Source organism: Amycolatopsis sp. H20-H5 (genome assembly GCF_035828755.1).
Lineage (GTDB): Bacteria > Actinomycetota > Actinomycetes > Mycobacteriales > Pseudonocardiaceae > Amycolatopsis.
Map to the genome: position 1 here is coordinate 1 of NZ_JAYMZS010000118.1, position 21,129 is coordinate 21,129.

Annotated in this window: 23 protein-coding genes and 2 pseudogenes; 19 read left to right on the forward strand and 6 right to left on the reverse strand. The window is 68.1% G+C overall.

Going from position 1 to position 21,129, the window contains the following annotated elements:
* The 12 genes and pseudogenes from QMK34_RS38740 to QMK34_RS38795 form a co-directional block, all read left to right on the forward strand.
* Window positions 1–254 (forward strand): annotated as a pseudogene (locus QMK34_RS38740) (undecaprenyl-phosphate alpha-N-acetylglucosaminyl 1-phosphate transferase); the annotation flags it as partial.
* Window positions 251–748: a hypothetical protein gene (locus tag QMK34_RS38745; RefSeq protein WP_326419771.1), complete on the forward strand. Its 498-nt coding sequence runs from the start codon at window positions 251–253 to the stop codon at window positions 746–748. The pseudogene QMK34_RS38740 and the gene QMK34_RS38745, both read left to right, overlap by 4 nt.
* A gap of 387 nt (window positions 749–1,135) precedes the next feature.
* Complete coding sequence (gene atpB / locus QMK34_RS38750; protein ID WP_326419772.1) at window positions 1,136–1,930, forward strand: F0F1 ATP synthase subunit A; 795 nt, start codon at window positions 1,136–1,138, stop codon at window positions 1,928–1,930.
* 49 nt (window positions 1,931–1,979) lie between these two features.
* Window positions 1,980–2,231 (forward strand): ATP F0F1 synthase subunit C, encoded by a 252-nt coding sequence (locus QMK34_RS38755; RefSeq protein ID WP_442785314.1) that lies wholly within the window; start codon window positions 1,980–1,982, stop codon window positions 2,229–2,231.
* Window positions 2,232–2,260: 29 nt separating this feature from the next.
* On the forward strand, window positions 2,261–2,815 hold the full coding sequence (locus QMK34_RS38760; RefSeq protein ID WP_326419774.1) for a F0F1 ATP synthase subunit B: 555 nt from the start codon (window positions 2,261–2,263) through the stop codon (window positions 2,813–2,815).
* 6 nt (window positions 2,816–2,821) lie between these two features.
* Complete coding sequence (locus QMK34_RS38765) at window positions 2,822–3,643, forward strand: F0F1 ATP synthase subunit delta (protein WP_326419775.1); 822 nt, start codon at window positions 2,822–2,824, stop codon at window positions 3,641–3,643.
* Window positions 3,644–3,704: 61 nt separating this feature from the next.
* Entirely contained in the window at window positions 3,705–5,345 is a 1,641-nt protein-coding gene (gene atpA, locus QMK34_RS38770; protein WP_326419776.1) for a F0F1 ATP synthase subunit alpha, read from the forward strand.
* 11 nt (window positions 5,346–5,356) lie between these two features.
* Complete coding sequence (locus tag QMK34_RS38775) at window positions 5,357–6,295, forward strand: F0F1 ATP synthase subunit gamma (RefSeq protein ID WP_326419777.1); 939 nt, start codon at window positions 5,357–5,359, stop codon at window positions 6,293–6,295.
* A gap of 133 nt (window positions 6,296–6,428) precedes the next feature.
* Complete coding sequence (atpD, locus tag QMK34_RS38780) at window positions 6,429–7,856, forward strand: F0F1 ATP synthase subunit beta (RefSeq protein ID WP_326419778.1); 1,428 nt, start codon at window positions 6,429–6,431, stop codon at window positions 7,854–7,856.
* A 113-nt stretch (window positions 7,857–7,969) separates the two neighbouring features.
* Window positions 7,970–8,335, forward strand: coding sequence for a F0F1 ATP synthase subunit epsilon (locus QMK34_RS38785; RefSeq protein ID WP_326419779.1), 366 nt, complete (start codon window positions 7,970–7,972; stop codon window positions 8,333–8,335).
* 25 nt (window positions 8,336–8,360) lie between these two features.
* Window positions 8,361–8,795 carry a DUF2550 domain-containing protein gene (locus QMK34_RS38790; RefSeq protein ID WP_326419780.1) on the forward strand — a complete coding sequence of 145 codons (435 nt, stop codon included), beginning with the start codon at window positions 8,361–8,363 and terminating at the stop codon, window positions 8,793–8,795.
* 60 nt (window positions 8,796–8,855) lie between these two features.
* Complete coding sequence (locus QMK34_RS38795) at window positions 8,856–9,203, forward strand: putative quinol monooxygenase (protein ID WP_442785315.1); 348 nt, start codon at window positions 8,856–8,858, stop codon at window positions 9,201–9,203.
* A gap of 81 nt (window positions 9,204–9,284) precedes the next feature.
* Here the strand turns inward: QMK34_RS38795 and QMK34_RS38800 are convergent, their stop codons facing one another.
* Window positions 9,285–9,857 (reverse strand): cob(I)yrinic acid a,c-diamide adenosyltransferase, encoded by a 573-nt coding sequence (locus QMK34_RS38800; RefSeq protein WP_326419781.1) that lies wholly within the window; start codon window positions 9,855–9,857, stop codon window positions 9,285–9,287.
* A 61-nt stretch (window positions 9,858–9,918) separates the two neighbouring features.
* On the opposite strand from QMK34_RS38800, the gene murA reads away from it, so the two are divergent.
* Window positions 9,919–11,193, forward strand: coding sequence for a UDP-N-acetylglucosamine 1-carboxyvinyltransferase (gene murA / locus QMK34_RS38805; RefSeq protein ID WP_326419782.1), 1,275 nt, complete (start codon window positions 9,919–9,921; stop codon window positions 11,191–11,193).
* Between the two features lie 217 nt (window positions 11,194–11,410).
* On the opposite strand, the gene QMK34_RS38810 is transcribed toward murA, so the two are convergent.
* Window positions 11,411–12,016 carry a TetR/AcrR family transcriptional regulator gene (locus QMK34_RS38810; protein WP_326419783.1) on the reverse strand — a complete coding sequence of 202 codons (606 nt, stop codon included), beginning with the start codon at window positions 12,014–12,016 and terminating at the stop codon, window positions 11,411–11,413.
* Between the two features lie 96 nt (window positions 12,017–12,112).
* On the opposite strand from QMK34_RS38810, the gene QMK34_RS38815 reads away from it, so the two are divergent.
* Genes QMK34_RS38815 through QMK34_RS38825 form a run of 3 tightly spaced genes read left to right on the forward strand, consistent with a single transcriptional unit; the run spans window position 12,113 to window position 14,607 of the window.
* Window positions 12,113–12,559 carry a nuclear transport factor 2 family protein gene (locus QMK34_RS38815; protein WP_326419784.1) on the forward strand — a complete coding sequence of 149 codons (447 nt, stop codon included), beginning with the start codon at window positions 12,113–12,115 and terminating at the stop codon, window positions 12,557–12,559.
* On the forward strand, window positions 12,552–13,370 hold the full coding sequence (locus tag QMK34_RS38820) for an ergot alkaloid biosynthesis protein (RefSeq protein WP_326419785.1): 819 nt from the start codon (window positions 12,552–12,554) through the stop codon (window positions 13,368–13,370). The genes QMK34_RS38815 and QMK34_RS38820 overlap by 8 nt, the downstream gene beginning before the upstream one ends.
* A gap of 10 nt (window positions 13,371–13,380) precedes the next feature.
* A complete protein-coding gene (locus QMK34_RS38825) occupies window positions 13,381–14,607 on the forward strand; it encodes an alpha/beta hydrolase family protein (RefSeq protein WP_326419786.1) in 1,227 nt (408 codons plus the stop codon).
* A gap of 13 nt (window positions 14,608–14,620) precedes the next feature.
* Here the strand turns inward: QMK34_RS38825 and QMK34_RS38830 are convergent, their stop codons facing one another.
* From QMK34_RS38830 to QMK34_RS38840, 3 genes and pseudogenes are all read right to left on the reverse strand, one after another.
* Window positions 14,621–15,247, reverse strand: a complete 627-nt coding sequence (locus QMK34_RS38830; protein WP_326419787.1) for a LysE family translocator — start codon at window positions 15,245–15,247, stop codon at window positions 14,621–14,623.
* Between the two features lie 18 nt (window positions 15,248–15,265).
* Window positions 15,266–15,776 (reverse strand): annotated as a pseudogene (locus QMK34_RS38835) (LysE family translocator).
* A gap of 55 nt (window positions 15,777–15,831) precedes the next feature.
* Complete coding sequence (locus QMK34_RS38840; RefSeq protein ID WP_326419788.1) at window positions 15,832–16,458, reverse strand: LysE family translocator; 627 nt, start codon at window positions 16,456–16,458, stop codon at window positions 15,832–15,834.
* Window positions 16,459–16,640: 182 nt separating this feature from the next.
* Here QMK34_RS38840 and QMK34_RS38845 point away from each other — a divergent pair, with 182 nt between their 5' ends.
* Window positions 16,641–18,659, forward strand: coding sequence for a protein meaA (locus QMK34_RS38845; RefSeq protein ID WP_326419789.1), 2,019 nt, complete (start codon window positions 16,641–16,643; stop codon window positions 18,657–18,659).
* Between the two features lie 76 nt (window positions 18,660–18,735).
* On the opposite strand, the gene QMK34_RS38850 is transcribed toward QMK34_RS38845, so the two are convergent.
* Entirely contained in the window at window positions 18,736–19,293 is a 558-nt protein-coding gene (locus QMK34_RS38850) for a cysteine hydrolase family protein (RefSeq protein WP_326419790.1), read from the reverse strand.
* 72 nt (window positions 19,294–19,365) lie between these two features.
* Between QMK34_RS38850 and QMK34_RS38855 the strand changes: the two genes are divergently transcribed.
* Both QMK34_RS38855 and QMK34_RS38860 read left to right on the forward strand, forming a co-directional pair.
* The gene (locus tag QMK34_RS38855; RefSeq protein WP_326419791.1) at window positions 19,366–20,364 is read left to right on the forward strand and encodes a GlxA family transcriptional regulator; all 999 of its coding nucleotides are present in this window, start codon (window positions 19,366–19,368) and stop codon (window positions 20,362–20,364) included.
* Entirely contained in the window at window positions 20,337–21,110 is a 774-nt protein-coding gene (locus QMK34_RS38860; RefSeq protein ID WP_326419793.1) for an enoyl-CoA hydratase-related protein, read from the forward strand. The genes QMK34_RS38855 and QMK34_RS38860 overlap by 28 nt, the downstream gene beginning before the upstream one ends.
* The last annotated feature ends 19 nt before the right edge of the window (window positions 21,111–21,129 follow it).

Genomic DNA, 21,129 nt, shown 5'->3' on the forward strand with positions numbered 1-21,129 from the left:
CGCGACGCGTCGAGAGCCCGAGCGCGGCTGACATCTTGCACCTGCACCAGCGGGAGCTCGAGATCGGCCATTACGAGCGCCGGGCAGTGTTGCTCATCTACCGGTGGGCGGGGATCCTGGCCTTCGGCGCGGTCTCGGTGACGCTGTTCGACGGCGGCGCGGTGTACTGGATAGTCGGTCTCGCCCTGCTGCTCGCGGTCGGCGTTTCGGTCATCCCTAGACTGAGGTCACGCAATCAGGGAGTGCCGAGATGAGTGACACCGACACCGGTGCCGGCGAGAACACTGTGGAACCGGACATCGAGCAGGCCACCGCGCCCGCCGTCGAGCCGGAGAACCCGCACGCCAAATCCGTGCTGACGCTCGCCGCGGCGATGCAGAAGGCCACGTTGCTGGTCGTGCCGCCGGTGGTGGTCGCCGCCGCTGTGGTCTTCCTGATCGTGCAGGGCACGCCGGGGCTCGTCGGCGCGCTGGTCGGCGGGGTGCTCGGGCTGCTGTCGTCGCTGGCGACCATCGGCATGATGAAGTTCAGCGCCGGGCTCGACCCGATGTTCGTCATGGCGATCGCGCTTGGTGGCTACTTCTTCAAGATCCTGGTGCTCTTCGGCGCGCTGACGCTGCTCAAGGGGGCGACCTGGGTGACGACGTTGAGCCTCGGCCTCAGCCTGCTCGCGGTGATCCTCGCGGCCGCCGCGATGGACGTCCGCGCGTTCAAGCTGACCAAGATCCCGACGATCATCACCAGCTAGTCCCAGCGGCGCGGGACCTAGGTCCCGTGCCTGGTCAGGACCTAGGTCCTCGGCCATTCGGCTGGTTAGGAGTACGCCCGTACGGCGCGGTGGTACCCCCTGGTATCGTCCGCATCGTGGGCGGCGGCCTTGGCCGCTAGCTCCCACGACGAACCCCGATCAGCAGCGTCGCGACCGAGTTGGCTCGTTGACATTCCCGCTGGTAGGCCATCGTCTCCCGGGAGCCTTCTGCTGAGAACTCACTGTGTGCGGAACGTGAACATCGGTTCACCACACAGTGGGGTAGCCGCCTCAGACTGCCTGATACGTATCGGGTACGTTAAGTCCAGATCGTGACGATTCCCCCGGCGGAGTGAACGCCGGCCGGGAGAACCGGAAGGAGCCCAGTTGGGCGCGCTGGTACTGGCCGAGGGTCCGACTTTTAAGCCCCCCGGCACCGAAGCTTTTGTCCTGCCGCCGATCTTCGGATCCGGCACTTGGGGCGTCACCAAGCCGATGCTGCTCGTCGTGCTGTCGGTGGTCATCATTCTCGCCTACTTCGTGATCTCGACGCGCAAGCTGAAGATCATCCCTGGCAAGAATCAGTTCTTCGCCGAGTCACTCTACGACTTCGGCCGCAACAACATCGCCCGCGAGCAGATCGGCTCGAAGGACTTCAAGCCCTTCATCCCGTTGATCACCGCGTTGTTCACCTTCGTACTGGTGAACAACCTCTTCGGAATCATCCCGGTCATCCAGTTCCCGACCATGGCGCGCTTCGGCTTCCCGGTCGCGTTGTCGGTGCTGGTGGTCTACCCCGTGTACCACTACGTCGGCATCAAGCGGCACGGGCTGGGGCACTACCTGAAGAAGGAACTGGCACCGCCGGGTGTGCCCGGATTCGTGCTTCCGCTGTTCGTGCCGATCGAGTTCGCGCAGAAGTTCTTCCTGGCCCCGCTCACGCTGGCCATCCGAGTCTTCGCGGCGATGTTCGCCGGCCACCTGATCATCATCGTGTTCACCCTGGGCGGCAGCTTCATGTTGTCCGAGGCGAGCGCCGCGCTGAAGCCGGTTTCGGCCGTGGCATGGATCTTCGCCATCGCCATGACTTTCCTCGAGGCCTTCATCCAGGTGCTGCAGGCCTACATCTTCGCGACCTTGGCCGCGAGTTACATCGGCGCCGCACTGGCGTCGGAGCACTGAGTACAACAAAGCCCCCGATCCGCGTACCTGCGGACCGAGTTGGAAGGAAATGCAAGTGACCACAGAGGTTCTCGCGCAGACTGCCGCCAGCATCAACCCGGGTCTCGCGGCCATTGGTTACGGTCTCGGCGCCATCGGCCCCGGTATCGGTGTCGGCCTGATCTTCGCCGCCGTCATCAACGGCACCGCGCGTCAGCCGGAGGCCCAGGGCAAGCTGATGAACATCGGCTTCACCACCTTCGTGCTTACCGAGGTCCTCGCGCTGATCGGTATCGTCATTTACTTCATCGCCTCCGCCTGAGTCACCCGCTCATCGCTTAAGGAGACGTTGTGCTGAAGACCGAACTGGTGGTGGCCTCAGAAACGCCGCTGCCGATCGTGCCGGAGGTTCCTGAGCTGATCCTCGGCTTGGTCGCCTTCATCATTCTGCTGCTTGTCCTCAAGAAGTACGTGGTCCCGCGTTTCGAGACCGCTTACGAGGAGCGTGCCGCCAAGATCGAAGGCGGCATCGAGAAGGCCGAAAAGGCGCAGGCCGAGGCCGAAGAGAACCTGGCGGAGTACAAGGCGCAGCTGGCCGAAGCTCGGTCGGAAGCGGCGAAAATCCGTGACGACGCCCGGCTCGAAGCCGAGCAGATCAAGGCGGAGCTCCGCGCCGAGGCCGAGGCGGACCAGCGTCGCATCGTCGCTCAGGGTGAAGCTCAGCTGCAGGCGCAGAAGGCACAGATCGTCGCCGAGCTGCGCGCCGAGATGGGCCGCAACGCCGTCGAGCTGGCCGGCCGCATCGTCGGCGAGTCGCTCGAGGACGAGGCGCGCCGCCGCGGCACCGTGGACCGGTTCCTCGCGGAGCTCGAGTCCGCCGGTGCCTCCAACGGAGCGGGGAAGTAGAACCAGATGACGCTGCATGCTGCGAGCCGTGAAGCGCTCGACCTCGCCGAGAACACGCTCGGCGAGGTTCTGGCCGCCGCGGGCACAGACCCGGCGACGGTCGGCGACGAGCTGCTCTCGGTCGTCGACCTGCTCGACTCCGAGATCGGCCTGCGCCGTTCCGTCAGTGACGGTTCGGCCGCCCCCGAGGCCCGCCAGGGCCTGGTCCGCGGGCTGCTCGCGGGCAAGGTCTCGGAACCGACCCTGCAGGTGCTCGACACCGTGGCAGGCAGCCGCTGGTCCAGCCCCCGCCAGCTGGTCGACGGGCTCGAATCGCTCGGCCGCTCGGCGCTGCTGACCAGTGCCGAGAAGACGGGCAACCTCGACCTCATCGAGGACCAGCTGTTCCGGGTCGCCCGGATCGTGGCGGGCTCGCCCGACCTCGAGCGGGCGATGTCCGACCTGACGGCTCCGGCCGAGGCCAAGCGCAACCTGGTCCGTGGCCTGTTCGCCGACAAGGTGGACGTGGTCACCAAGACGCTGGTCGAGCAGGCCGTACTGCGTGCCAAGGGGCGCGGGGTCGGCAAGGGGCTCGACGAGCTGGTCCGCCTGGCCGCGGAGCGCCGCCGGCGTTCGGTCGCGTACGTGACCAGCGCCAGCGAGCTGTCCGACGAGCAGAAGACCCAGCTCGGCGCCAAGCTGACCGGCCTCTACGAGCGGCCGATCGCGCTGCACGTCGAGGTTGACCCGAAGCTCGGCGGCGGACTTGTCGTCCGCGTCGGCGACGAGGTCATCGACGGCAGCACGGCGGGCCGACTGGACGCCCTGCGCCGCAGGCTGGCCGGCTGAGACCCGTGCCAACCACACAGACTTTGCACACTGGCAAGAACGAAGCGAGAGCGGGAACGACATGGCGGAGCTGACGATCTCCTCGGACGAGATCCGCAGTGCGATCGAGAACTACGTCTCGAGTTACGCCCCGGACGTAAGCCGGGAAGAGGTCGGTGTCGTCATCGACGCCGGAGACGGTATCGCCCACGTCGAGGGCCTTCCCTCGACCATGGCCAACGAGCTGCTCGAGTTCCCCGGCGGGGTCCTCGGCGTGGCACTGAACCTGGACGCGCGCTCCATCGGTTGCGCCATCCTCGGTGACTCGGAATCGGTCGTCGAAGGCCAGCAGGTCAAGCGCACCGGACAGGTGCTGTCGGTGCCGGTCGGCGAGGGTTACCTCGGCCGCGTCGTCGATCCGCTCGGCAAGCCGCTCGACGGTCTCGGTGACATCGAAACCGAAGAGCGTCGCCCGCTGGAGGTCAAGGCCGCTTCGGTGGTCGAGCGCCAGCCGGTGAAGGAGCCGCTGCAGACCGGCATCACCGCGATCGACTCGATGACCCCGATCGGCCGCGGCCAGCGTCAGCTGATCATCGGCGACCGCAAGACCGGCAAGACCGCGGTCTGCGTCGACACGATCATCAACCAGAAGGCCAACTGGGAGACCGGCGACCCGAAGAAGCAGGTTCGCTGCATCTACGTCGCTGTCGGCCAGAAGGGCTCGACCATCGCGGCCGTCAAGAAGTCCCTCGAGGACGCCGGCGCGCTGGAGTACACGACCATCGTCGCGGCCCCCGCGTCGGACTCGGCGGGCTTCAAGTGGATCGCGCCGTACACCGGCTCGGCCATCGGCCAGCACTGGATGTACCAGGGCAAGCACGTCCTCATCGTGTTCGACGACCTGACCAAGCAGGCCGACGCGTACCGCGCGCTGTCGCTGTTGCTGCGTCGCCCGCCGGGCCGCGAAGCCTTCCCCGGCGACGTCTTCTACTTGCACTCCCGTCTCCTCGAGCGGTGTGCCAAGCTCTCGGACGAGCTGGGCGCGGGCTCGCTGACCGGTCTCCCGGTCATCGAGACCAAGGCCAACGACGTGTCGGCGTACATCCCGACCAACGTCATCTCGATCACCGACGGGCAGTGCTTCTTCCAGTCGGACCTGTTCAACTCGGGCCAGCGGCCCGCGGTCGACGTCACCATCTCGGTCTCCCGGGTCGGTGGTTCGGCGCAGGTCAGGGCGATGCGCTCGGTGTCCGGTTCGCTCCGGATCGACCTGTCGCAGTACGAGGAGCTGAAGGCGTTCTCGGCCTTCGCCTCGGACCTCGACGCGGCGTCCAAGGCGCAGCTGGACCGTGGTGTCCGCCTGTACGAGGTGCTCAAGCAGCCGCAGTACTCCCCGATCCCGGTCGAGGAGCAGGTCTGCACGGTGTTCCTGGGCACGAAGGGCCACTTCGACACGGTCCCGACCGAGGACACCCGCCGCTTCAACCACGAGTTCCTCGACTCGGCCCGGCGTAAGCACCCGGAGCTGCTCAAGGAGATCCGCGAGTCGGGTCAGTTCTCCGACGACTCCCGCGACGCGCTGGTCGCGGCCGTGAACGAGTTCAAGAAGGAGTTCACCGCCACCGACGGCAGCAGCGTCACCGGGGCCGACGCGGACGCGATGGCCGCCGACAAGGTCGGGCAGGAGACCGTCAAGGTCAACAAGCCCGCCCCCAAGAAGTGAGCTGGTAGCTCATGGCCGCACAACTCCGCGAACTCCGGTCGCGCATCAAGGCGACCAAGTCGATCGGCAAGATCACCAAGGCGATGGAGCTCATCGCCACCTCGCGCATCACCAAGGCGCGGGCGAAGGTGGCCGCGTCCCGGCCGTACTCGGACGAGATCACGAAGGTGCTCTCGGCCCTGGCCGGTGCCGCGTCCACTTTGGACCACCCGCTGCTCACCGAGCGGCCCGACGCGAAGCGCGTCGCGGTCCTCGTGGTGACCAGTGACAAGGGTCAGTGCGGTGGCTACAACTCCAACGTGCTGCGGGCGACCGAAGAGTTGCTCTCCCTCCTGCGCTCGCAGGGCAAGGAGCCGCAGGTCTACCTGATCGGCAACAAGGGCCTGAGCTACTTCCGGTTCCGTAACCGCGACATCGTCGAAAGCTGGACGGGCTTCTCCGACCAGCCTGGCTACGTCAACGCGGTCACGGCCGGGGAGGCGCTGGTCCAGTCCTTCTTGTCCGGTGCGGATGACGAAGCGGGCAACAGCGACGGTGTGCTCGGCGTCGACGAGATCCATGTCGTCTACACCGAGTTCGTCTCGATGCTGACCCAGAAGCCGGTCGCCAAGCGCGTCGCGCCGCTGGAAGTCGAGTACTCGGACGGTGAGGAAGAGGCGCCCACCGGGCTGCTTCCGGCCTACGAGTTCGAGCCGACCGCGGACAAGCTGCTGGCCGCCCTGCTGCCGAAGTACATCAACACGCGGATCTACGCGGCGTTGCTGGAGTCGGCGGCTTCCGAACTGGCAGCCCGCCGTACCGCGATGAAGGCGGCGTCGGACAACGCGAACGACCTGGTCAACGCGCTCAGCCGCGAGGCCAACCAGGCGCGTCAGTCCCAGATCACCCAGGAGATCAGCGAAATCGTCGGTGGCGCCAACGCGCTGACCGCAGCGGCTGGAGACGAGTGATGGGTGACTTCACCTGTTTCTGTGCCACCAGGCGCGCTCTGGCCGAAGGCCTCGCATTTGCGGAGCCGGGCCGGAGGTCCGTCTACGCAAATGCGATCGCGCGCCCGAATCAACACGGAAGTGATGACTAGCGATGACCAGTACTGAAACCCCCCGTGCCAAGGGGCGCATCGTCTCGGTGACCGGACCGGTCGTCGACGTCGAATTCCCGCGCGGTTCCGTGCCCGCCCAGTTCAACGCGCTCAAGGTCGAGATCGAGTTCGAGCAGCTGCGCAAGACCGTCACCCTCGAGGTCGCCAGCCACCTCGGCGACAACCTGGTGCGCACCATTTCGCTCCAGCCGCAGGACGGCCTGGTTCGTGGCGCCCCCGTCACCGACACCGGCGGCCCCATCACGGTGCCGGTCGGCGACAAGGTCAAGGGCCACGTCTACAACGCGCTGGGCGAGTGCCTCGACGTCCCCGGTTACGGTGACGACCTCGAGCGCTGGGGCATCCACCGCAACCCGCCGCCCTTCGACCAGCTCGAGGGCAAGATCGAGATGCTGGAGACCGGCCTCAAGGTCGTCGACCTGCTCACCCCGTACGTCCGCGGTGGCAAGATCGGCCTGTTCGGCGGTGCCGGTGTCGGCAAGACGGTGCTCATCAAGGAGATGATCACCCGTGTCGCCAAGAACTTCGGTGGCACCTCGGTGTTCGCCGGTGTCGGCGAGCGCACCCGTGAGGGCAACGACCTCTTCCTCGAGATGAGCGAGGACGGCGTCATCAACGACACCGCCCTCGTCTTCGGCCAGATGGATGAGCCGCCGGGCACGCGTATGCGGGTCGCGCTGTCCGCACTCACCATGGCGGAGTACTTCCGCGATGTGCAGAACCAGGACGTGCTGCTGTTCATCGACAACATCTTCCGGTTCACCCAGGCCGGTTCCGAGGTGTCGACCCTGCTGGGCCGGATGCCTTCGGCCGTGGGTTACCAGCCGACGCTGGCGGACGAGATGGGTGTGCTCCAGGAGCGCATCACCTCGACCCGGGGTAGCTCGATCACCTCGATGCAGGCCGTCTACGTGCCCGCGGACGACTACACCGACCCCGCGCCGGCAGCCACCTTCGCCCACCTGGACGCCACCACCGAGCTTTCGCGTGGTGTCTTCCAGAAGGGTATTTTCCCGGCTGTCGACCCGCTGTCGTCGTCGTCGACGATCCTCGACCCGGCGATCGTCGGCGAGGAGCACTACCGCGTCGCGTCCGAGGTCATCCGGATCCTGCAGAAGTACAAGGAGCTGCAGGACATCATCGCGATCCTCGGCATGGACGAGCTTTCCGAAGAGGACAAGCTCACCGTGAACCGGGCGCGCCGGATCGAGCGTTTCCTCTCGCAGAACATGCTGGTCGCGGAGCAGTTCACCGGTCAGCCGGGCTCCACCGTGCCGCTGTCCGAGACGATCGAGTCGTTCGACAAGATCGCCAAGGGCGACTTCGACCGCTACCCGGAGCAGGCGTTCCTGGGTATCGGTGGCCTCGACGACCTCGAGAAGAAGTACAAGGAAATCACCAAGAAGTGATCTCTGCGGAGCGGCGGGGCTGGTGTCTAAAGTGGACTCTGGTCCCGTCGTTCTCATAGTCGGACCAAGACCTATTACACTCGGTGCTAACCCCCGAGTTGGAGGAGAGCTACGTGGCTGAGATCTCTGTCGAGCTGGTAGCCGTCGAGCGCCGTCTCTGGTCGGGAACTGCGACTTTCGTGGTGGCCCAGACCACCGAGGGTGAGATCGGCATCATGCCCGGCCACGAACCGGTACTCGGTCAGCTGGTCGAGGGTGGCGTCGTCAAGGTGACCACTACGGACGGTGAGACGGTCTGCGCCGCCGTACATGGCGGTTTCCTGTCGGTCACCGGCACGGGCGTCAGCATCCTCGCGGAGAGCGCAGAGCTTTCGGACGAGATCGACGTCGACGCCGCCAAGGCGGCACTGACAGCCGACGACGACGCAGAGCGGACCAGGGCAACAGCCCAGTTGCGCGCGGCCGGTCAGTCGGTCTGACCGAGCGACGGGCAGGAGCCGAACCGTGGAAATCACCGTGGTTGTTCTCGGGCTCCTGATCGTGCTCGCCGCCGTGGCCGCTTGGTACACCCTGCGCTGGGTCCGGATGCGCCGTGGTGGCGGCGTGAGCGTCGCGCTGCGGTGGCGTCCGGACAGCGCGCGGTCCAGCTGGCATCTCGGGCTGGGCCGCTACGAGGGTGACCAGTTCGTCTGGTTCCGGGTGTGGAGTCTCCGCACGGGGCCGGACAGGGTCTTCCAGCGCGGCAGCCTGGAGATCGCCGACCGCCGGGACCCCTCCGGCACCGAGGCCTACGCCGTCCCCGAAGGCGCCGTCGTCCTGCGCTGTGAGTCCGCCACGCAGGAGGCCATCGAGATCGCGATGGGCCCCGGAGCCCTGACGGGCTTCCTTTCCTGGCTCGAGTCGGCCCCTCCCGGCCACCGCATGCGCCGCGCCAGCTGACCCGTCTCAAGACGAGACAGCCGGTGAGCGGCTGAGCGGCTAGCCTGACGCTCGAGTGTGATGAGTGGAAGGCAGCGCCAGATGATCTTCATCGTCGTCAAGTTCGCCGTGAAGCCGGAGCACGTGGACGGGTGGCTCGACCTCGTCTCGGACTTCACCGCCTCGACTCGCGGCGAGGAGGGCAACCTCTTCTTCGAGTGGTCGCGCAGCGTCGACGACCCGCACGAGTTCGTCCTGGTCGAGGGCTTCCGTGACGGCGACGCGGGCGGAGCGCACGTCAACTCCGACCACTTCAAGCAGGGCCTGGCCACCATGCGCGGGGCCATCTCGGCCACGCCGAAGATCATCAGCCACAACCTGCCGGACGTCGACGGCTGGGGCCCGATGGGCGAGCTCCAGGTCGACTGACCCACGCTCCCCCTCCGCGACTCGTCGACGGGTTGTGGTCTCTTGCGTGCGAGACACCACGACTCGTCGACGAGTTGCGGGCTAGGCGTCGCCGCCGGGCTTCCAGAGGATGTCGCCGTCGGGGTTGGCCAGGCGGCCGAGGATGAACAGCAGGTCCGAAAGCCGGTTGAGGTACTTCACGGCGAGTGCGTTCGTGCGCTCCGGGTCGTCCTCCACCAGTGCCCAGCCGCTGCGCTCGGCGCGCCGGGAGACCGTGCGCGCCTGGTGCAGGAAGGCCGCGCCGGGGGTGCCGCCGGGCAGGATGAACGAGTTCAGCTTGGGCAGCCGCTCGTTGAACTCGTCGCACCAGCCTTCGAGCCGCTCGATGTAGGGCTCGGTGATGCGCAGCGGCGGATACGGCGGGTTCTCCACCACGGGCGCGCAGAGGTCCGCCCCGACGTCGAACAGGTCGTTCTGGATCGACTGCAGAACCGTCGCGATCTCGGCGTCGAGGGCGCCCATCGTGATCGCCAGCCCGAGCACGGAGTTGGCCTCGTCCACGTCGGCGTAAGCCGCGAGCCGCGCGGACGTCTTGGGCACGCGTGACCCGTCGCCGAGCGCGGTGGTGCCGGTGTCCCCGACCTTGGTGTAGACGCGATTGATGCGAACGACCATGAACCCACCATAGCTGCCCCGCCCAGTGCCAAAACTGGGCGAGAGGGCATGATTGGCGCCCATGAGCGAGCACTTCGACGTGCATGGCGGGGCACGGCTGGTCGGCGAGGTCGACGTGGTCGGAGCCAAGAACAGCGTGCTCAAACTGATGGCCGCGGCCTTGCTGGCCGAGGGCACCACCACGATCACGAACTGCCCGCAGATCCTCGACGTCCCCCTGATGGCGGACGTCCTGCGCAGCGTCGGCTGCGAGGTCGTCCTCGACGGCGGCACGGTCACGATCACCACCCCGGCCGAGCTTTCGTACCGTGCGGATTCGCCCGCGATGGGCAAGCTGCGGGCCTCGGTCTGCGTGCTGGGACCGCTGGTCGGCAGGCTACGCAAGGCCGTCGTCGCGCTGCCCGGCGGCGATGCCATCGGCCAGCGCCCGCTGGACATGCACCAGAGCGGCCTGCGCAAGCTGGGCGCGACCACCACGATCGAGCACGGCTGTGTCGTGGCCGACGCAGAGACGCTCATCGGCGCGCAGGTGTGGCTGGACTTCCCGAGCGTCGGCGCGACCGAGAACATCCTGATGGCCGCCGTGCTGGCCGAGGGCACCACGGTCATCGACAACGCCGCCCGCGAGCCCGAGATCGTCGACATCTGCACGATGCTCATCGAGATGGGCGCCAAGATCGAAGGCGCCGGGACCTCGACGCTGACCGTGCACGGCGTCGAGAAGCTGAACCCCACCGAGCATCGCGTGATCGGCGACCGGATCGTGGGCGCGACCTGGGCGTTCGCCGCGGTGATGACGCGAGGCGACCTGACGGTCACCGGGGTCAACCCGCACAACCTCGACCTGGTCCTCGACAAGCTGCGCCTGGCGGGCGCCGAGGTCACCATCTTCGACGACAAGGGTTTCCGCGTCGTGCAGGCCGAGCGGCCGAAGGCGGTCGACTGGGTGACCCTGCCCTATCCGGGGTTCGCCACCGACCTGCAGCCGTTCGCGATCGCGCTGTCCGCGATCTCCGAGGGCACCGCGATGATCACCGAAAACCTCTACGAGGCCCGGTTCCGCTTCATCGAGGAGATCATCCGGCTCTCCGGCGACGCCCGCACCGACGGCCACCACGCCGTCGTCCGCGGCATCGAGCAGCTCTCCAGCGCGCCGGTCTGGGCCTCCGACATCCGCGCGGGCGCCGGACTCGTGCTGGCGGGTCTCTGCGCGGACAGCGTCACCGAGGTCTGGGACGTCTTCCACATCGACCGCGGCTACCCGCACTTCGTCGAGAACCTGAACCGCCTCGGCGCCCGCATCGAGCGCGTCGCAGGTGAGCCCGAGCGCGCCTGATTCAGTTGCCCCTGAAGGCCACCATCACGGCGTTTTACGCCGTCAGGAACTTAAGAAGCTAACCGTGGCTGTCGCGAGACTCTTTTTTACCTGGTCAACCGGTTAGTGAGTCATGATCGCCGGGTTTCGCCGTGGCCTGGCCGCGCTTGTCCGCCCAGAAGTCTCTGAAGGCCACCATGAGGGCGTCTAAGTCCCTCATGGTGGCCTTCAGGGGCAGTCAAACCTCGCGGGCGTCGAGGGCCCGGAGGGACATCTCGACGAGGTCGGCGAAGTAGCTCGGCTCCAGGGGCGCGTGGCGGACGTTGACGCGCCAGTAGATCGGCGCGGCCAGGAAGTCCATCGCCAGTTCCAGGTTGATGTCCGGCGACAGTTCGCCGCGAGCGATCGCGCGCTTCAGCATCACCTCGGCACGGGCCCGGCGCGGCCCGCCGATCATGTCGCGCACCGCGATGCCGATACCGGGCGTGCGGGCGATTTCGGCGACCATGTCCGGCAGGATCCGTGAGAAGCGCGGATGCCCCAGCCAGTCGTGGACCGCCTTGAGCGTCGCTTCGAGGTCGCCCCGGAGCGAGCCGGTGTCCTCGACCTCCGCCAGCGCCACGCTGAAGTCGCTGATGACCGCGAGCACCATCTCCTGCTTGGACGGCCAGCGCCGGTAGAGCGCGCTCTTGCCCACTCCCGCGCGTTTGGCGACCGCTTCCATCGACAGCCTGCCGTAGCCCTGTGTCGCCAGTTCGTCGAGCACGGCCTCGGTGATGGCGGCGGTGAGTTCCGGCTGGAGGACGGCGGCGCCGGTCGGTGCACGGCGGGCTCGGTCGGTCATGGGGGTCAGTGTAGCGACTGGACGATACGGTGCCGTCCCGTGTACGTTATGGATGGGACGGTACCGTATCGTCCGAACGAAATTCGGGAGTCTCGCATGACAGATCACCAGGCCGACGCAGTCGTCACTCGGGCGATGGAGTTCCTGCTCGCCCACGACATGGCCGGTTTCGCCGGGCTGTGGGCCACCGGGGGCACGATTGAGTTCCCCTTCGCGCAGCCGGGCTACCCGCAGCGGATCGAAGGCCGTGACGCGGTCCGTGCCTACCTCCGCGACTACACCGACCACGTCGACGTCCGCGCCATCACCTCGAAGCTGGTGCACGAGACCACCGAGCCGGGGGTGGTCATCGTCGAGTTCGAGGTCGACGGGGTCACGGTCGCCACCGGGCGGCCGTACGTGATGCGCTACATCTCGGTCATCACCGTGCGGGACGGCGAGATCCACGGTTACCGCGACTACTGGAGCCCGCTCGCCGCGGCCGAGGCCATGGGCAGCGCGGACACGCTGCTGTCGGCGTTTTCGGGGGCCGGTGATGAATGACGCGGTCCTGGTCATCGGCTCCACCGGCACCACCGGCAGCCGCGTGACCACGTTCCTGCGGGAACGCGGGGTCCGGGTCCGCGAGGCGACACGGAAGCCCGTCGGCCCGGATCAGGTCCGGTTCGACTGGGCGGACACCTCGACGCACGCCGAGGCGCTGCGCGGGGTCGATCGGATCTACCTCGTGGGACCGATCGGCGTCGCCGAGCCCGTGCCGCTCGTGGAGCCGTTCCTGGCGGGTGCGCCGGACGTCCGCCGGGTCGTGCTGCTCAGTTCCTCTGCGGTGCCGGAGGGCGCGCCGGGGATGGGTGAGCTCGCCAGCCTGGTCCGCACGCGGGTGCCCGAGTGGGCGGTGCTGCGGCCGTCCTGGTTCATGCAGAACTTCGCCGGGGAACACCCGGTGGCCCAGGGGATTCGTGACCGCGGCGAGATCGTCACGGCCACGGGTGACGGCCGGGTCGCCTTCGTCGACGCGGCCGACATCGCCGCTGTCGCCGGGCACGCGCTGATCGACGCCGTGCCGCACAACACCGCGCACGTCATCACCGGCCCGGACGCGCTCAGCTACGCGGAGGCCGCGGCGATCATCGGCGAGGCTTCGGGGCTGGACGTCGTCCATCGCCCGGTCGAGGTGTCCGAGTTCATCGAATTGCTGGTGCGCAACGGTATTCCCGCGGATTTCGCGGACATGCTCGCCGGGCTCGACGAAGACATCCGTGGCGGCGCGGAAAACCGGGTCACCGACACCGTCGGGCGGGTCACCGGATCGCCCGCCCGCAGCTTTGCCGAGTTCGTCAAAACCCATTTCTGAGGAGATCGATGTGAAGCAGCTCCTGTTCCCCGAAGACGTCCAGTTCTGGTACGAGACCCTGCGCCTGTTCGGCCACACCTCCTATGGGGGTTCGGAGTTCGGCGAAATCCTGTCGACGTCGGAAAAGATCACCGTCGGCGACTACGACAGCTGGCACGACGCCTGGCTCGCGACGGCCGAGCGGGTCGCCGCCGAGGCCGCGCGCAGTCTCGAGGCTGGGCACGAGGTGAGTGCCCGAGACGGTTACCTCCGCGCCGCGACCTACTACCGCTCCGCCGAGTTCTTCCTGCACGGCAACCCTGACGACCCGCGCGTCGAGTACGCCTACACCCGCAATGTCGAGTGTTTCCACGCCGCGGCCGCGTTGTACACCCCGGCCATCGAATCGGTCGAAATCCCTTACGAGGGAACAGTTCTGCGCGGGTACTTCTATCGCGCGGCGGGGGAGGGCCCGAAGCCGACGATGGTCATGCACAACGGTTTCGACGGCAGCGCCGAGGAAATGCACTTCTTCGGCGCACTCGCCGGGCAGGAACGCGGCTATCACGTCCTGACCTTCGACGGTCCCGGCCAGCCCAGCGCGATCCACCGGGAGAAGCTGCCGTTCCGGCCGGATTGGGAGAACGTCGTCGGGCCGGTGCTCGACTTCCTGGCCGGGAACCCGGCGGTGGACCCCGCCAGGATCGCACTGCTGGGCATCAGTCTGGGCGGCATGCTCGCGCCACGGGCGGCGGCCTTCGAACCGAGAATCGCCGCGGTCATCGCCGTCGACGGGGTCTATGACGCCACTGGTTCGTTCGTCTCGGCATTGCCGTTCGGCCGTGAAGAGCTGGAGCGCCGTGCGCGTGCCGAGCACGACGCCGAGTTCGACGCCATCCTCGCCGCCGGACGCGAGGCGAGCCCCGTCCTCCGATGGGCCTGTGACCAGGGCCGTTACGTCATGGGGGCCGCGTCGGATCGCGAATTCCTTGGCAAGTACCTCGACTACCACCTGCGTGACGGCGTGGCCGAACGCATCACCTGCCCCACCCTCGTCTGCTCGGCCGAGGAGGATCTCTTCTTCGCCGGAGACGGGGAGAACCAGGCGGAGCCCGAGGCCCTGTTCGAGCACCTCACCTGCGAAAAGACGTTGATGACGTTCACGGTGGACGAAGGCGCCGACGCGCATTGTCACGTCGGCGCACAGCGCCTCGCGATGTCCCGCATCTACGACTGGCTGGCCGAGGTCCTCCGGTGAGGTGTTCCGGCGCTCAGCTCTCCAGCGCGAGAGCCGCGCCGAAGCCGATCAGCGCGGTTCCGGTGACGCCGTCGAGCGCGCGCCGGACCCGGCGCCGGGAAAGCCAGCCGCGCACCCGGTGCACGAAGAACACGATGACCAGCTGCCACAGCAGTGCCATCACGGCCACGGTGGTCGCGAGCAGCAGTGCGTCGGCCGCGCCCATGGTGGCCGGGTCGAGGAACTGGGGCAGGATCGAAAGGTAGAACACGAGCACTTTGGGATTGGTGAGATTGCAGAGGAATCCCTCGCGCCAGCGCCGGTACCCGCTCGCCTTGGCTCCCCGGATGTCGTCCAGCGCGACGTGGTCGCCGCGCCAGGCCGAGATCAGCGCGCGGATGCCCAGGTAGGCGAGGTACGCCGCGCCCGCCCAGCGCAGCGCGAGGAACAGCGGCTCCGAACGAGCGATGAGCGCGCTCAGCCCGAACGCGGCCGCGACGCCCTGCGCGAGGTTGCCGGAACCGATGCCGATCGAGGCCAAGATCCCGCCACGGGCGCCGCCGCCCAGCGAATTCTTGATCACCACCGCGGTGTCCGGTCCGGGAATCAACAAGACAAGAAGGACAAAAAGCACATAACTGCCGTACAAGCCCCAGGTCATGATTTCACGCTAGGCCGACTACGACTCCAGTGCCAGTGCCGTTCCGAAACCGATCAGCACGGTGCCGGTGACGCCGTCGAGCGTACGGCGGACAGTGTGTCTGACCAGCCAAACGCGGACCCGGTGCACTGAGAACAGCAGTAGCAGCTGCCACACCACACCGACGACCGCGACGGTGTAGGCGAGCAGCAGGGCGTTCCCGGTGGTGGTGACCCCCGGAGTGAGGAACTGGGGGACCACCGAAAGGTAGAGCACGAGGACCTTGGGGTTGGTGATGTTGGACAGGAATCCCTCACGCCACCGGCGTAACCAGCTCATCCGGGCGCGTTTCGCGTCTTCGAGGGCGTCGTAGTTCCCGCGCCACGCGCCGCGGATGGCCTGAAAGCCGAGGTAGCACAGGTATGCGACGCCAAGCCGCTTCACGGCCTGAAACACCGGCTGGGAGCGCGTGATGACCGTGCCGAGCCCGAACGCGACCGCGGTGCACCACCATGCTGTCGTGACCGGGCACCATGGCCAGCACGGCCATCACAGCCGCGAAGCTGCTGTAAACACTCCACGTCCTGCGGCGACGCTAATGCCGGTCATGACTCCCATGCCAGGGCCGCACCGAAACCGATCAACGCGGTCCCGGTCACACCGTCGACAGCGCGGCGCACCTTGCGGCGTTCCAGCACCCCGCGGACCCGGTTGATGAAGAACATCAGCACCAGCAGCCACAGCCCGCCGACCACGGCGACGGTGTAGGCCAGGCCCAGCGCGTCCCAGGTCGTGGTCGTCGCGGGATCGAGGAACTGGGGCAGGATCGACAGGAAGAGCACGAGCACCTTGGGGTTGGTGACGTTGGAGAGGAATCCCTCGCGCCACCGGCGGAACCCGCTGGCCCGGCTGCCCGTGGCGGTCTCGAGCCGTTCGTACTTGCCGCGCCACGCGCCGCGCAGCGCCTGGACGCCGAGGAACGCGAGGTAGGCCGCGCCCAGCCACTTGAGGGTGAGGAACACCGGCTGCGATTTGGCGATGACCACCCCGAGCCCGAGTGCCGCCGCGGTGCCCTGGACGACGTTGCCGGTGAAGATGCCGAAGCTCGCCAGCAGCCCGCCGCGGCTTCCGCCGGCGAGGGCGTTCTTGAGGACCACCATCGTGTCGGGGCCGGGGGCCAGCACGATGAGGACGACGATGATCAGGTAACTGCCGTACGCACTCCAGGTCACGTATCGGCACGTTAGCCGGTACCCGCCGGGAATTCCTCCGGTTATCCGCCGCGTCACACGAGCTCAGCGGGCTCACGCGAAGCCGGATGTTTTCTCGCTGCCACCCCGAACGTGTCCGATTCCACTGGGTGATCGAAGTTACCGGCTAGTACACTCAGCGGGTCGTCCACCGGAGGTGCACTGTGCCCTACCCATCGGATCGTGAACGGGACCGGCCCTGGGTGATGCGCACCTATGCGGGTCACTCCTCGGCCGCCGCGTCGAACGAGCTCTACCGCCGGAACCTCGCGAAGGGACAGACCGGTCTTTCGGTCGCCTTCGACCTGCCGACGCAGACCGGCTACGACCCCGACCACCAGCTGTCCAAGGGTGAGGTCGGCAAGGTCGGCGTGCCGGTCTCGCACATCGGGGACATGCGGCGGCTGTTCGACGGCATCCCGCTCGCCGAGGCCAACACCTCGATGACGATCAACGCGCCCGCCATGTGGCTGCTGGCGCTGTACGTCACCGTCGCGGAGGAGCAGGCGGAGGCTGAAGGCCGTGACGTCGAGGAAGTCCTCGCGAAGCTCACCGGCACCACGCAGAACGACATCATCAAGGAGTACCTGTCCCGCGGGACCTACATTTTCCCGCCGGGGCCGAGCCTGCGGCTGATCACCGACATGATCGCGTGGACCGTGCACCACGTGCCGAAATGGAACCCGATCAACATCTGCAGCTACCACCTGCAGGAAGCCGGTGCGACGCCGACGCAGGAGGTCGCGTACGCGCTGTGCACCGCGATCGCCGTGCTCGACGCCGTCCGCGATTCCGGGCAGGTCGAGCAGGCGGACATGGCCAAGGTGGTCGCGCGGATCTCGTTCTTCGTCAACGCCGGGGTGCGGTTCGTCGAGGAGATGTCCAAGATGCGCGCGTTCACCGCGCTCTGGGACGAGCTCACGTTCGAGCGCTACGGCGTCACGGACGCGAAGGCGCGGCGGCTGCGCTACGGCGTTCAGGTCAACTCGCTCGGCTTGACCGAGGCCCAGCCGGAGAACAACGTCCAGCGCATCGTCCTCGAAATGCTCGCGGTGTCGCTTTCGCGCGGCGCGCGGGCACGGGCGATCCAGCTCCCGGCGTGGAACGAGGCGCTGGGGCTGCCCCGGCCGTGGGACCAGCAGTGGGCGTTGCGGATGCAGCAGGTGCTCGCGTTCGAGACCGATCTGCTGGAGTACGAGGACATTTTCGACGGCTCGCACGTCATCCAGGCCAAGGTCGACGAGATCATGAAGGGCGCGCGCGAGGAGATCGCGCGCGTGCAGGACCTCGGTGGCGCGGTGCCCGCCGTCGAGAGCGGCTACATGAAGTCGCAGCTCGTTTCCTCGCTCGCGGAGCTGCGGCGCGGGATGGAGGACGGCGAGCGGATCCTGGTCGGGGTCAACAAGTTCGAGACGACCGAGCCCAGCCCGTTGCAGGCCGAGGGCGCGAAGGCGATCGAGACCATCGACCCGGCGGTGGAGAAGGAAGCCGTCGCCGCGATCGAGGAGTGGCGTTCGCGGCGCGACAACACCGCGGCCGAGCGGTCGCTGGCCGAGCTGAAGGCCGCCGCCGGGACATCGAAGAACCTGTTCGAGGCCACTGTGGACTGTGCGCGCGCCGGGGTGACCACCGGCGAGTGGTCCGGTGCGCTGCGTGAGGTGTTCGGCGAATACCGGGCCCCGACCGGGGTTTCCGCCTCGCCGACGCCCGGCGAGGGCAACGCCGAGCTGATCCGGGTGCGTGAGCGCGTCAAGGCGACCGGCTCGGAAATCGGCGAACGGTTGCGGATCCTGGTCGGGAAGCCGGGGCTCGACGGGCATTCCAACGGCGCCGAGCAGGTCGCCGTGCGGGCTCGCGACGTCGGGTTCGAGGTCATCTACCAGGGCATCCGGCTCACGCCCGAGCAGATCGTCGCGGCCGCCGTGCAGGAGGGCGTGCACGTCGTCGGGCTCTCGGTGCTGTCCGGCTCGCACCTCGAGGTCGTGCCGCACGTGGTCGACGGGCTGCGCGCCGCGGGCGCCGGGGACATCCCGGTGATCGTCGGCGGCATCATCCCGCCGGACGACGCGAAGCTGCTGACCGACCGCGGTATCGCCCGCGTCTTCACGCCCAAGGACTACGAGCTCACCGACATCATGGACGGCATCGTCACCCTGATCCGCGAGGTACACGGCCTGAAGTGACTGCCCCTGAAGGCCATCCTTGATGGCGTCCCCACGCGACGGCGTCTAACGCCGTCATGGTGGCCTTCAGGGACCATCAGAGCGCGGCGAGGATGTCCTTTGTGGACGTGACGGTCGCGAAGCCGCCGCCGTGCAGGTTGGTCGCGGTGGCTTGGGAGAGCTGCTCGGCGGTGAGGACCGTGCCGTCGGGCCCGGCGAGGTCGAAGGTGTAGGTCGCGTCGAGGGCGAAAGTGACGTCGTAGCCGAGGTTTCCGCCCATCCTGGCCGTCGTTTCGCAACAGAAGTTCGTCTGGATGCCCGCGAGCACGAACTCGGTGATGCCGCGCTTGCGCAGCCACGCGTCCAGGTCGACGTCGCCGAGGAAGGCCGAGTTCACCTTCTTCCCGAACACCAGGTCCGGCCGCGCGCCGTCGAGTTCGGGCTTGAAGTCGTTGCCCGTCTGCCCCGGGCGTAGCGGGGAGTCGGGTTTCACCGAGTCGTGGTGCACCAGGATCACCGGCAGCCGCCGGTCCTGCCACGCGTCGAGCAGTGCCTTCATGTTCGCCTCGGCCGAGGGATTGTTGCGCGGTCCCCAGAACCGCGCTTCGTCGAAACCGCGCTGGACGTCGATGAGCAGGAGTGCTTTGTTCGTCATGTCCAGCAGCCTGCTCGCATTCCGGTCGCGCAGGGGAGTGGCAGATCTGTTCCGATGCGGTACTTTTCTGCCATGCGGGTTATCGGGGTTCTCCTGCTGCCGGGCACCCGGCAGTTCGACCTGGGCGTGATCGGCGAGGTCTGGGCGCAGGACCGGGCCGACAGCGGCATCGGGCCGTTCGAGCTGCGGTTGTGCGGCGCCGGGCGGTCCGCGACCATGCTGCACCCGATCGGCCAGGTCAAGCCCACCCACGGTCTCGCCGGGCTGGCCGGGTGCGATCTTGTGCTGGCCCCAGGCCGTGCCGACCCGCTCGCCGAGGTTCCGGCGTCGGCCGTGCGGGCGTTGCAGCGGTCGCACGCGGCCGGGGCCACCGTCGCCGCGCTGTGTTCGGGTGCGTTCACGCTCGCGGCCGCCGGGCTGCTTGACGGCCGCGCCGCGACGACCCACTGGAGGCTGCTGGACGAGCTCGAACTCGCCGCACCCGCGGCCCGTGTGCACCGCGACGTGCTGTACACCGAGGAGAACGAGGTGCTCACCTCGGCCGGTGTCGTCGGCGGCCTCGATCTCTGCCTGCACCTGGTCCGGCGTGATCACGGGGCCGAGGTGGCGGCCGCCCTCGCGCGACGGCTGGTGATGCCACCCGCGCGCGAGGGCGGGCAACGGCAGTACATCGAAAGCCCGTTGCCCACCAGGCCTTCGCGGGCCGGTATAGCGTCCACAATGGACTGGGCGCTGGCGCGGCTCGGCGAGGAGATCGGGGTCGAGGACCTCGTCGGGCACGCCGGGATGAGCACCCGGACCTTCCACCGGGAGTTCGCCGGCGCCACCGGGAGCACCCCCGGCCGCTGGCTGCGCGGCCAGCGCGTCCGGTACGCGCAACGGCTGCTGGAGGCGACCGAGCTCCCCGTCGAGCGGGTCGCCCGCCGCGCCGGGCTCGGCACTGCGGCGAACCTGCGCCGCAGGCTGCGCGACGAGGTCGGCGTCGGGCCCGATTCCTACCGGCGCACTTTCCGTCAGCGCGATCAGGGGGTTACCGTCGGGGAATGGTCGAGTACGAGCACATCCTCGTGAAGCGGGACGGCGAAACCGTCACCATCACCATGAACCGCGCGGCGCGGCGGAACTCCCTCTCGGAGGACCACCTCGCGGAGCTGCTGGCGGCCGTCCGGGAGGCGTCGGCCACCGACGCGACCGGGATCGTGCTGGCCGGGTCCGGGCCGGTCTTTTCCGCCGGTCACGACTTCGGCGACGTCGCCTCCCGTGACCTCCTGGGCGTGCGCGCACTGCTGAAGCTGTGCACCGAGCTGATGGGCGCTCTCCAGTCGGCGCCGCAGGTGGTCGTGGCCAGGGTGCACGGCCTCGCGACCGCGGCGGGCTGCCAGCTGGTGGCCTCGTGCGACCTCGCGGTCGCGGCCGAGTCCGCCGGATTCGCCCTCCCGGGTGGCAAGGGCGGCTGGTTCTGCCACACCCCGGCGGTGCCGGTGGCGCGCGCGATCGGCCGCAAGCGCCTCATGGAACTCGCACTGACGGGTGACGTGATCGACGCGGCGACCGCCCTCGACTGGGGCTTGATCAACCGAGTGGTCCCCGACGACGCCCTCGACGACGCCGTCGCCGAGCTGCTGGCCAGGGCCACCCGCGGCAGCCGGGCGGGCAAGGCGCTCGGCAAGCAGACCCTCTACGCCCAGCTCGACCGCCCCGAGGCCGACGCCTACGCGATCGCGCTGGAGGTCATGGCCGCGGCTTCCCAGCTCCCGGGCGCCCGCGAGGGCATGGCGGCGTTCCTCGAGAAGCGCGCCCCGGAATGGCCCGACTGACGCTCCGCGTGTGTCATGA

What these genes read in the sequence shown, in the direction of transcription:
- QMK34_RS38745 (WP_326419771.1), top strand. Translation starts at nt 251, where the DNA reads ATGAGTGACACCGACACCGGTGCCGGCGAGAACACTGTGGAACCGGAC.
- QMK34_RS38755 (WP_442785314.1), top strand. Translation starts at nt 1,980, where the DNA reads ATGCAAGTGACCACAGAGGTTCTCGCGCAGACTGCCGCCAGCATCAAC.
- QMK34_RS38765 (WP_326419775.1), top strand. Translation starts at nt 2,822, where the DNA reads ATGACGCTGCATGCTGCGAGCCGTGAAGCGCTCGACCTCGCCGAGAAC.
- atpA (WP_326419776.1), top strand. Translation starts at nt 3,705, where the DNA reads ATGGCGGAGCTGACGATCTCCTCGGACGAGATCCGCAGTGCGATCGAG.
- QMK34_RS38775 (WP_326419777.1), top strand. Translation starts at nt 5,357, where the DNA reads ATGGCCGCACAACTCCGCGAACTCCGGTCGCGCATCAAGGCGACCAAG.
- atpD (WP_326419778.1), top strand. Translation starts at nt 6,429, where the DNA reads ATGACCAGTACTGAAACCCCCCGTGCCAAGGGGCGCATCGTCTCGGTG.
- QMK34_RS38795 (WP_442785315.1), top strand. Translation starts at nt 8,856, where the DNA reads ATGAGTGGAAGGCAGCGCCAGATGATCTTCATCGTCGTCAAGTTCGCC.
- QMK34_RS38800 (WP_326419781.1), bottom strand. Translation starts at nt 9,857, where the DNA reads ATGGTCGTTCGCATCAATCGCGTCTACACCAAGGTCGGGGACACCGGC.
- murA (WP_326419782.1), top strand. Translation starts at nt 9,919, where the DNA reads ATGAGCGAGCACTTCGACGTGCATGGCGGGGCACGGCTGGTCGGCGAG.
- QMK34_RS38810 (WP_326419783.1), bottom strand. Translation starts at nt 12,016, where the DNA reads ATGACCGACCGAGCCCGCCGTGCACCGACCGGCGCCGCCGTCCTCCAG.
- QMK34_RS38815 (WP_326419784.1), top strand. Translation starts at nt 12,113, where the DNA reads ATGACAGATCACCAGGCCGACGCAGTCGTCACTCGGGCGATGGAGTTC.
- QMK34_RS38820 (WP_326419785.1), top strand. Translation starts at nt 12,552, where the DNA reads ATGAATGACGCGGTCCTGGTCATCGGCTCCACCGGCACCACCGGCAGC.
- QMK34_RS38830 (WP_326419787.1), bottom strand. Translation starts at nt 15,247, where the DNA reads ATGACCTGGGGCTTGTACGGCAGTTATGTGCTTTTTGTCCTTCTTGTC.
- QMK34_RS38850 (WP_326419790.1), bottom strand. Translation starts at nt 19,293, where the DNA reads ATGACGAACAAAGCACTCCTGCTCATCGACGTCCAGCGCGGTTTCGAC.
- QMK34_RS38855 (WP_326419791.1), top strand. Translation starts at nt 19,366, where the DNA reads ATGCGGGTTATCGGGGTTCTCCTGCTGCCGGGCACCCGGCAGTTCGAC.
- QMK34_RS38860 (WP_326419793.1), top strand. Translation starts at nt 20,337, where the DNA reads ATGGTCGAGTACGAGCACATCCTCGTGAAGCGGGACGGCGAAACCGTC.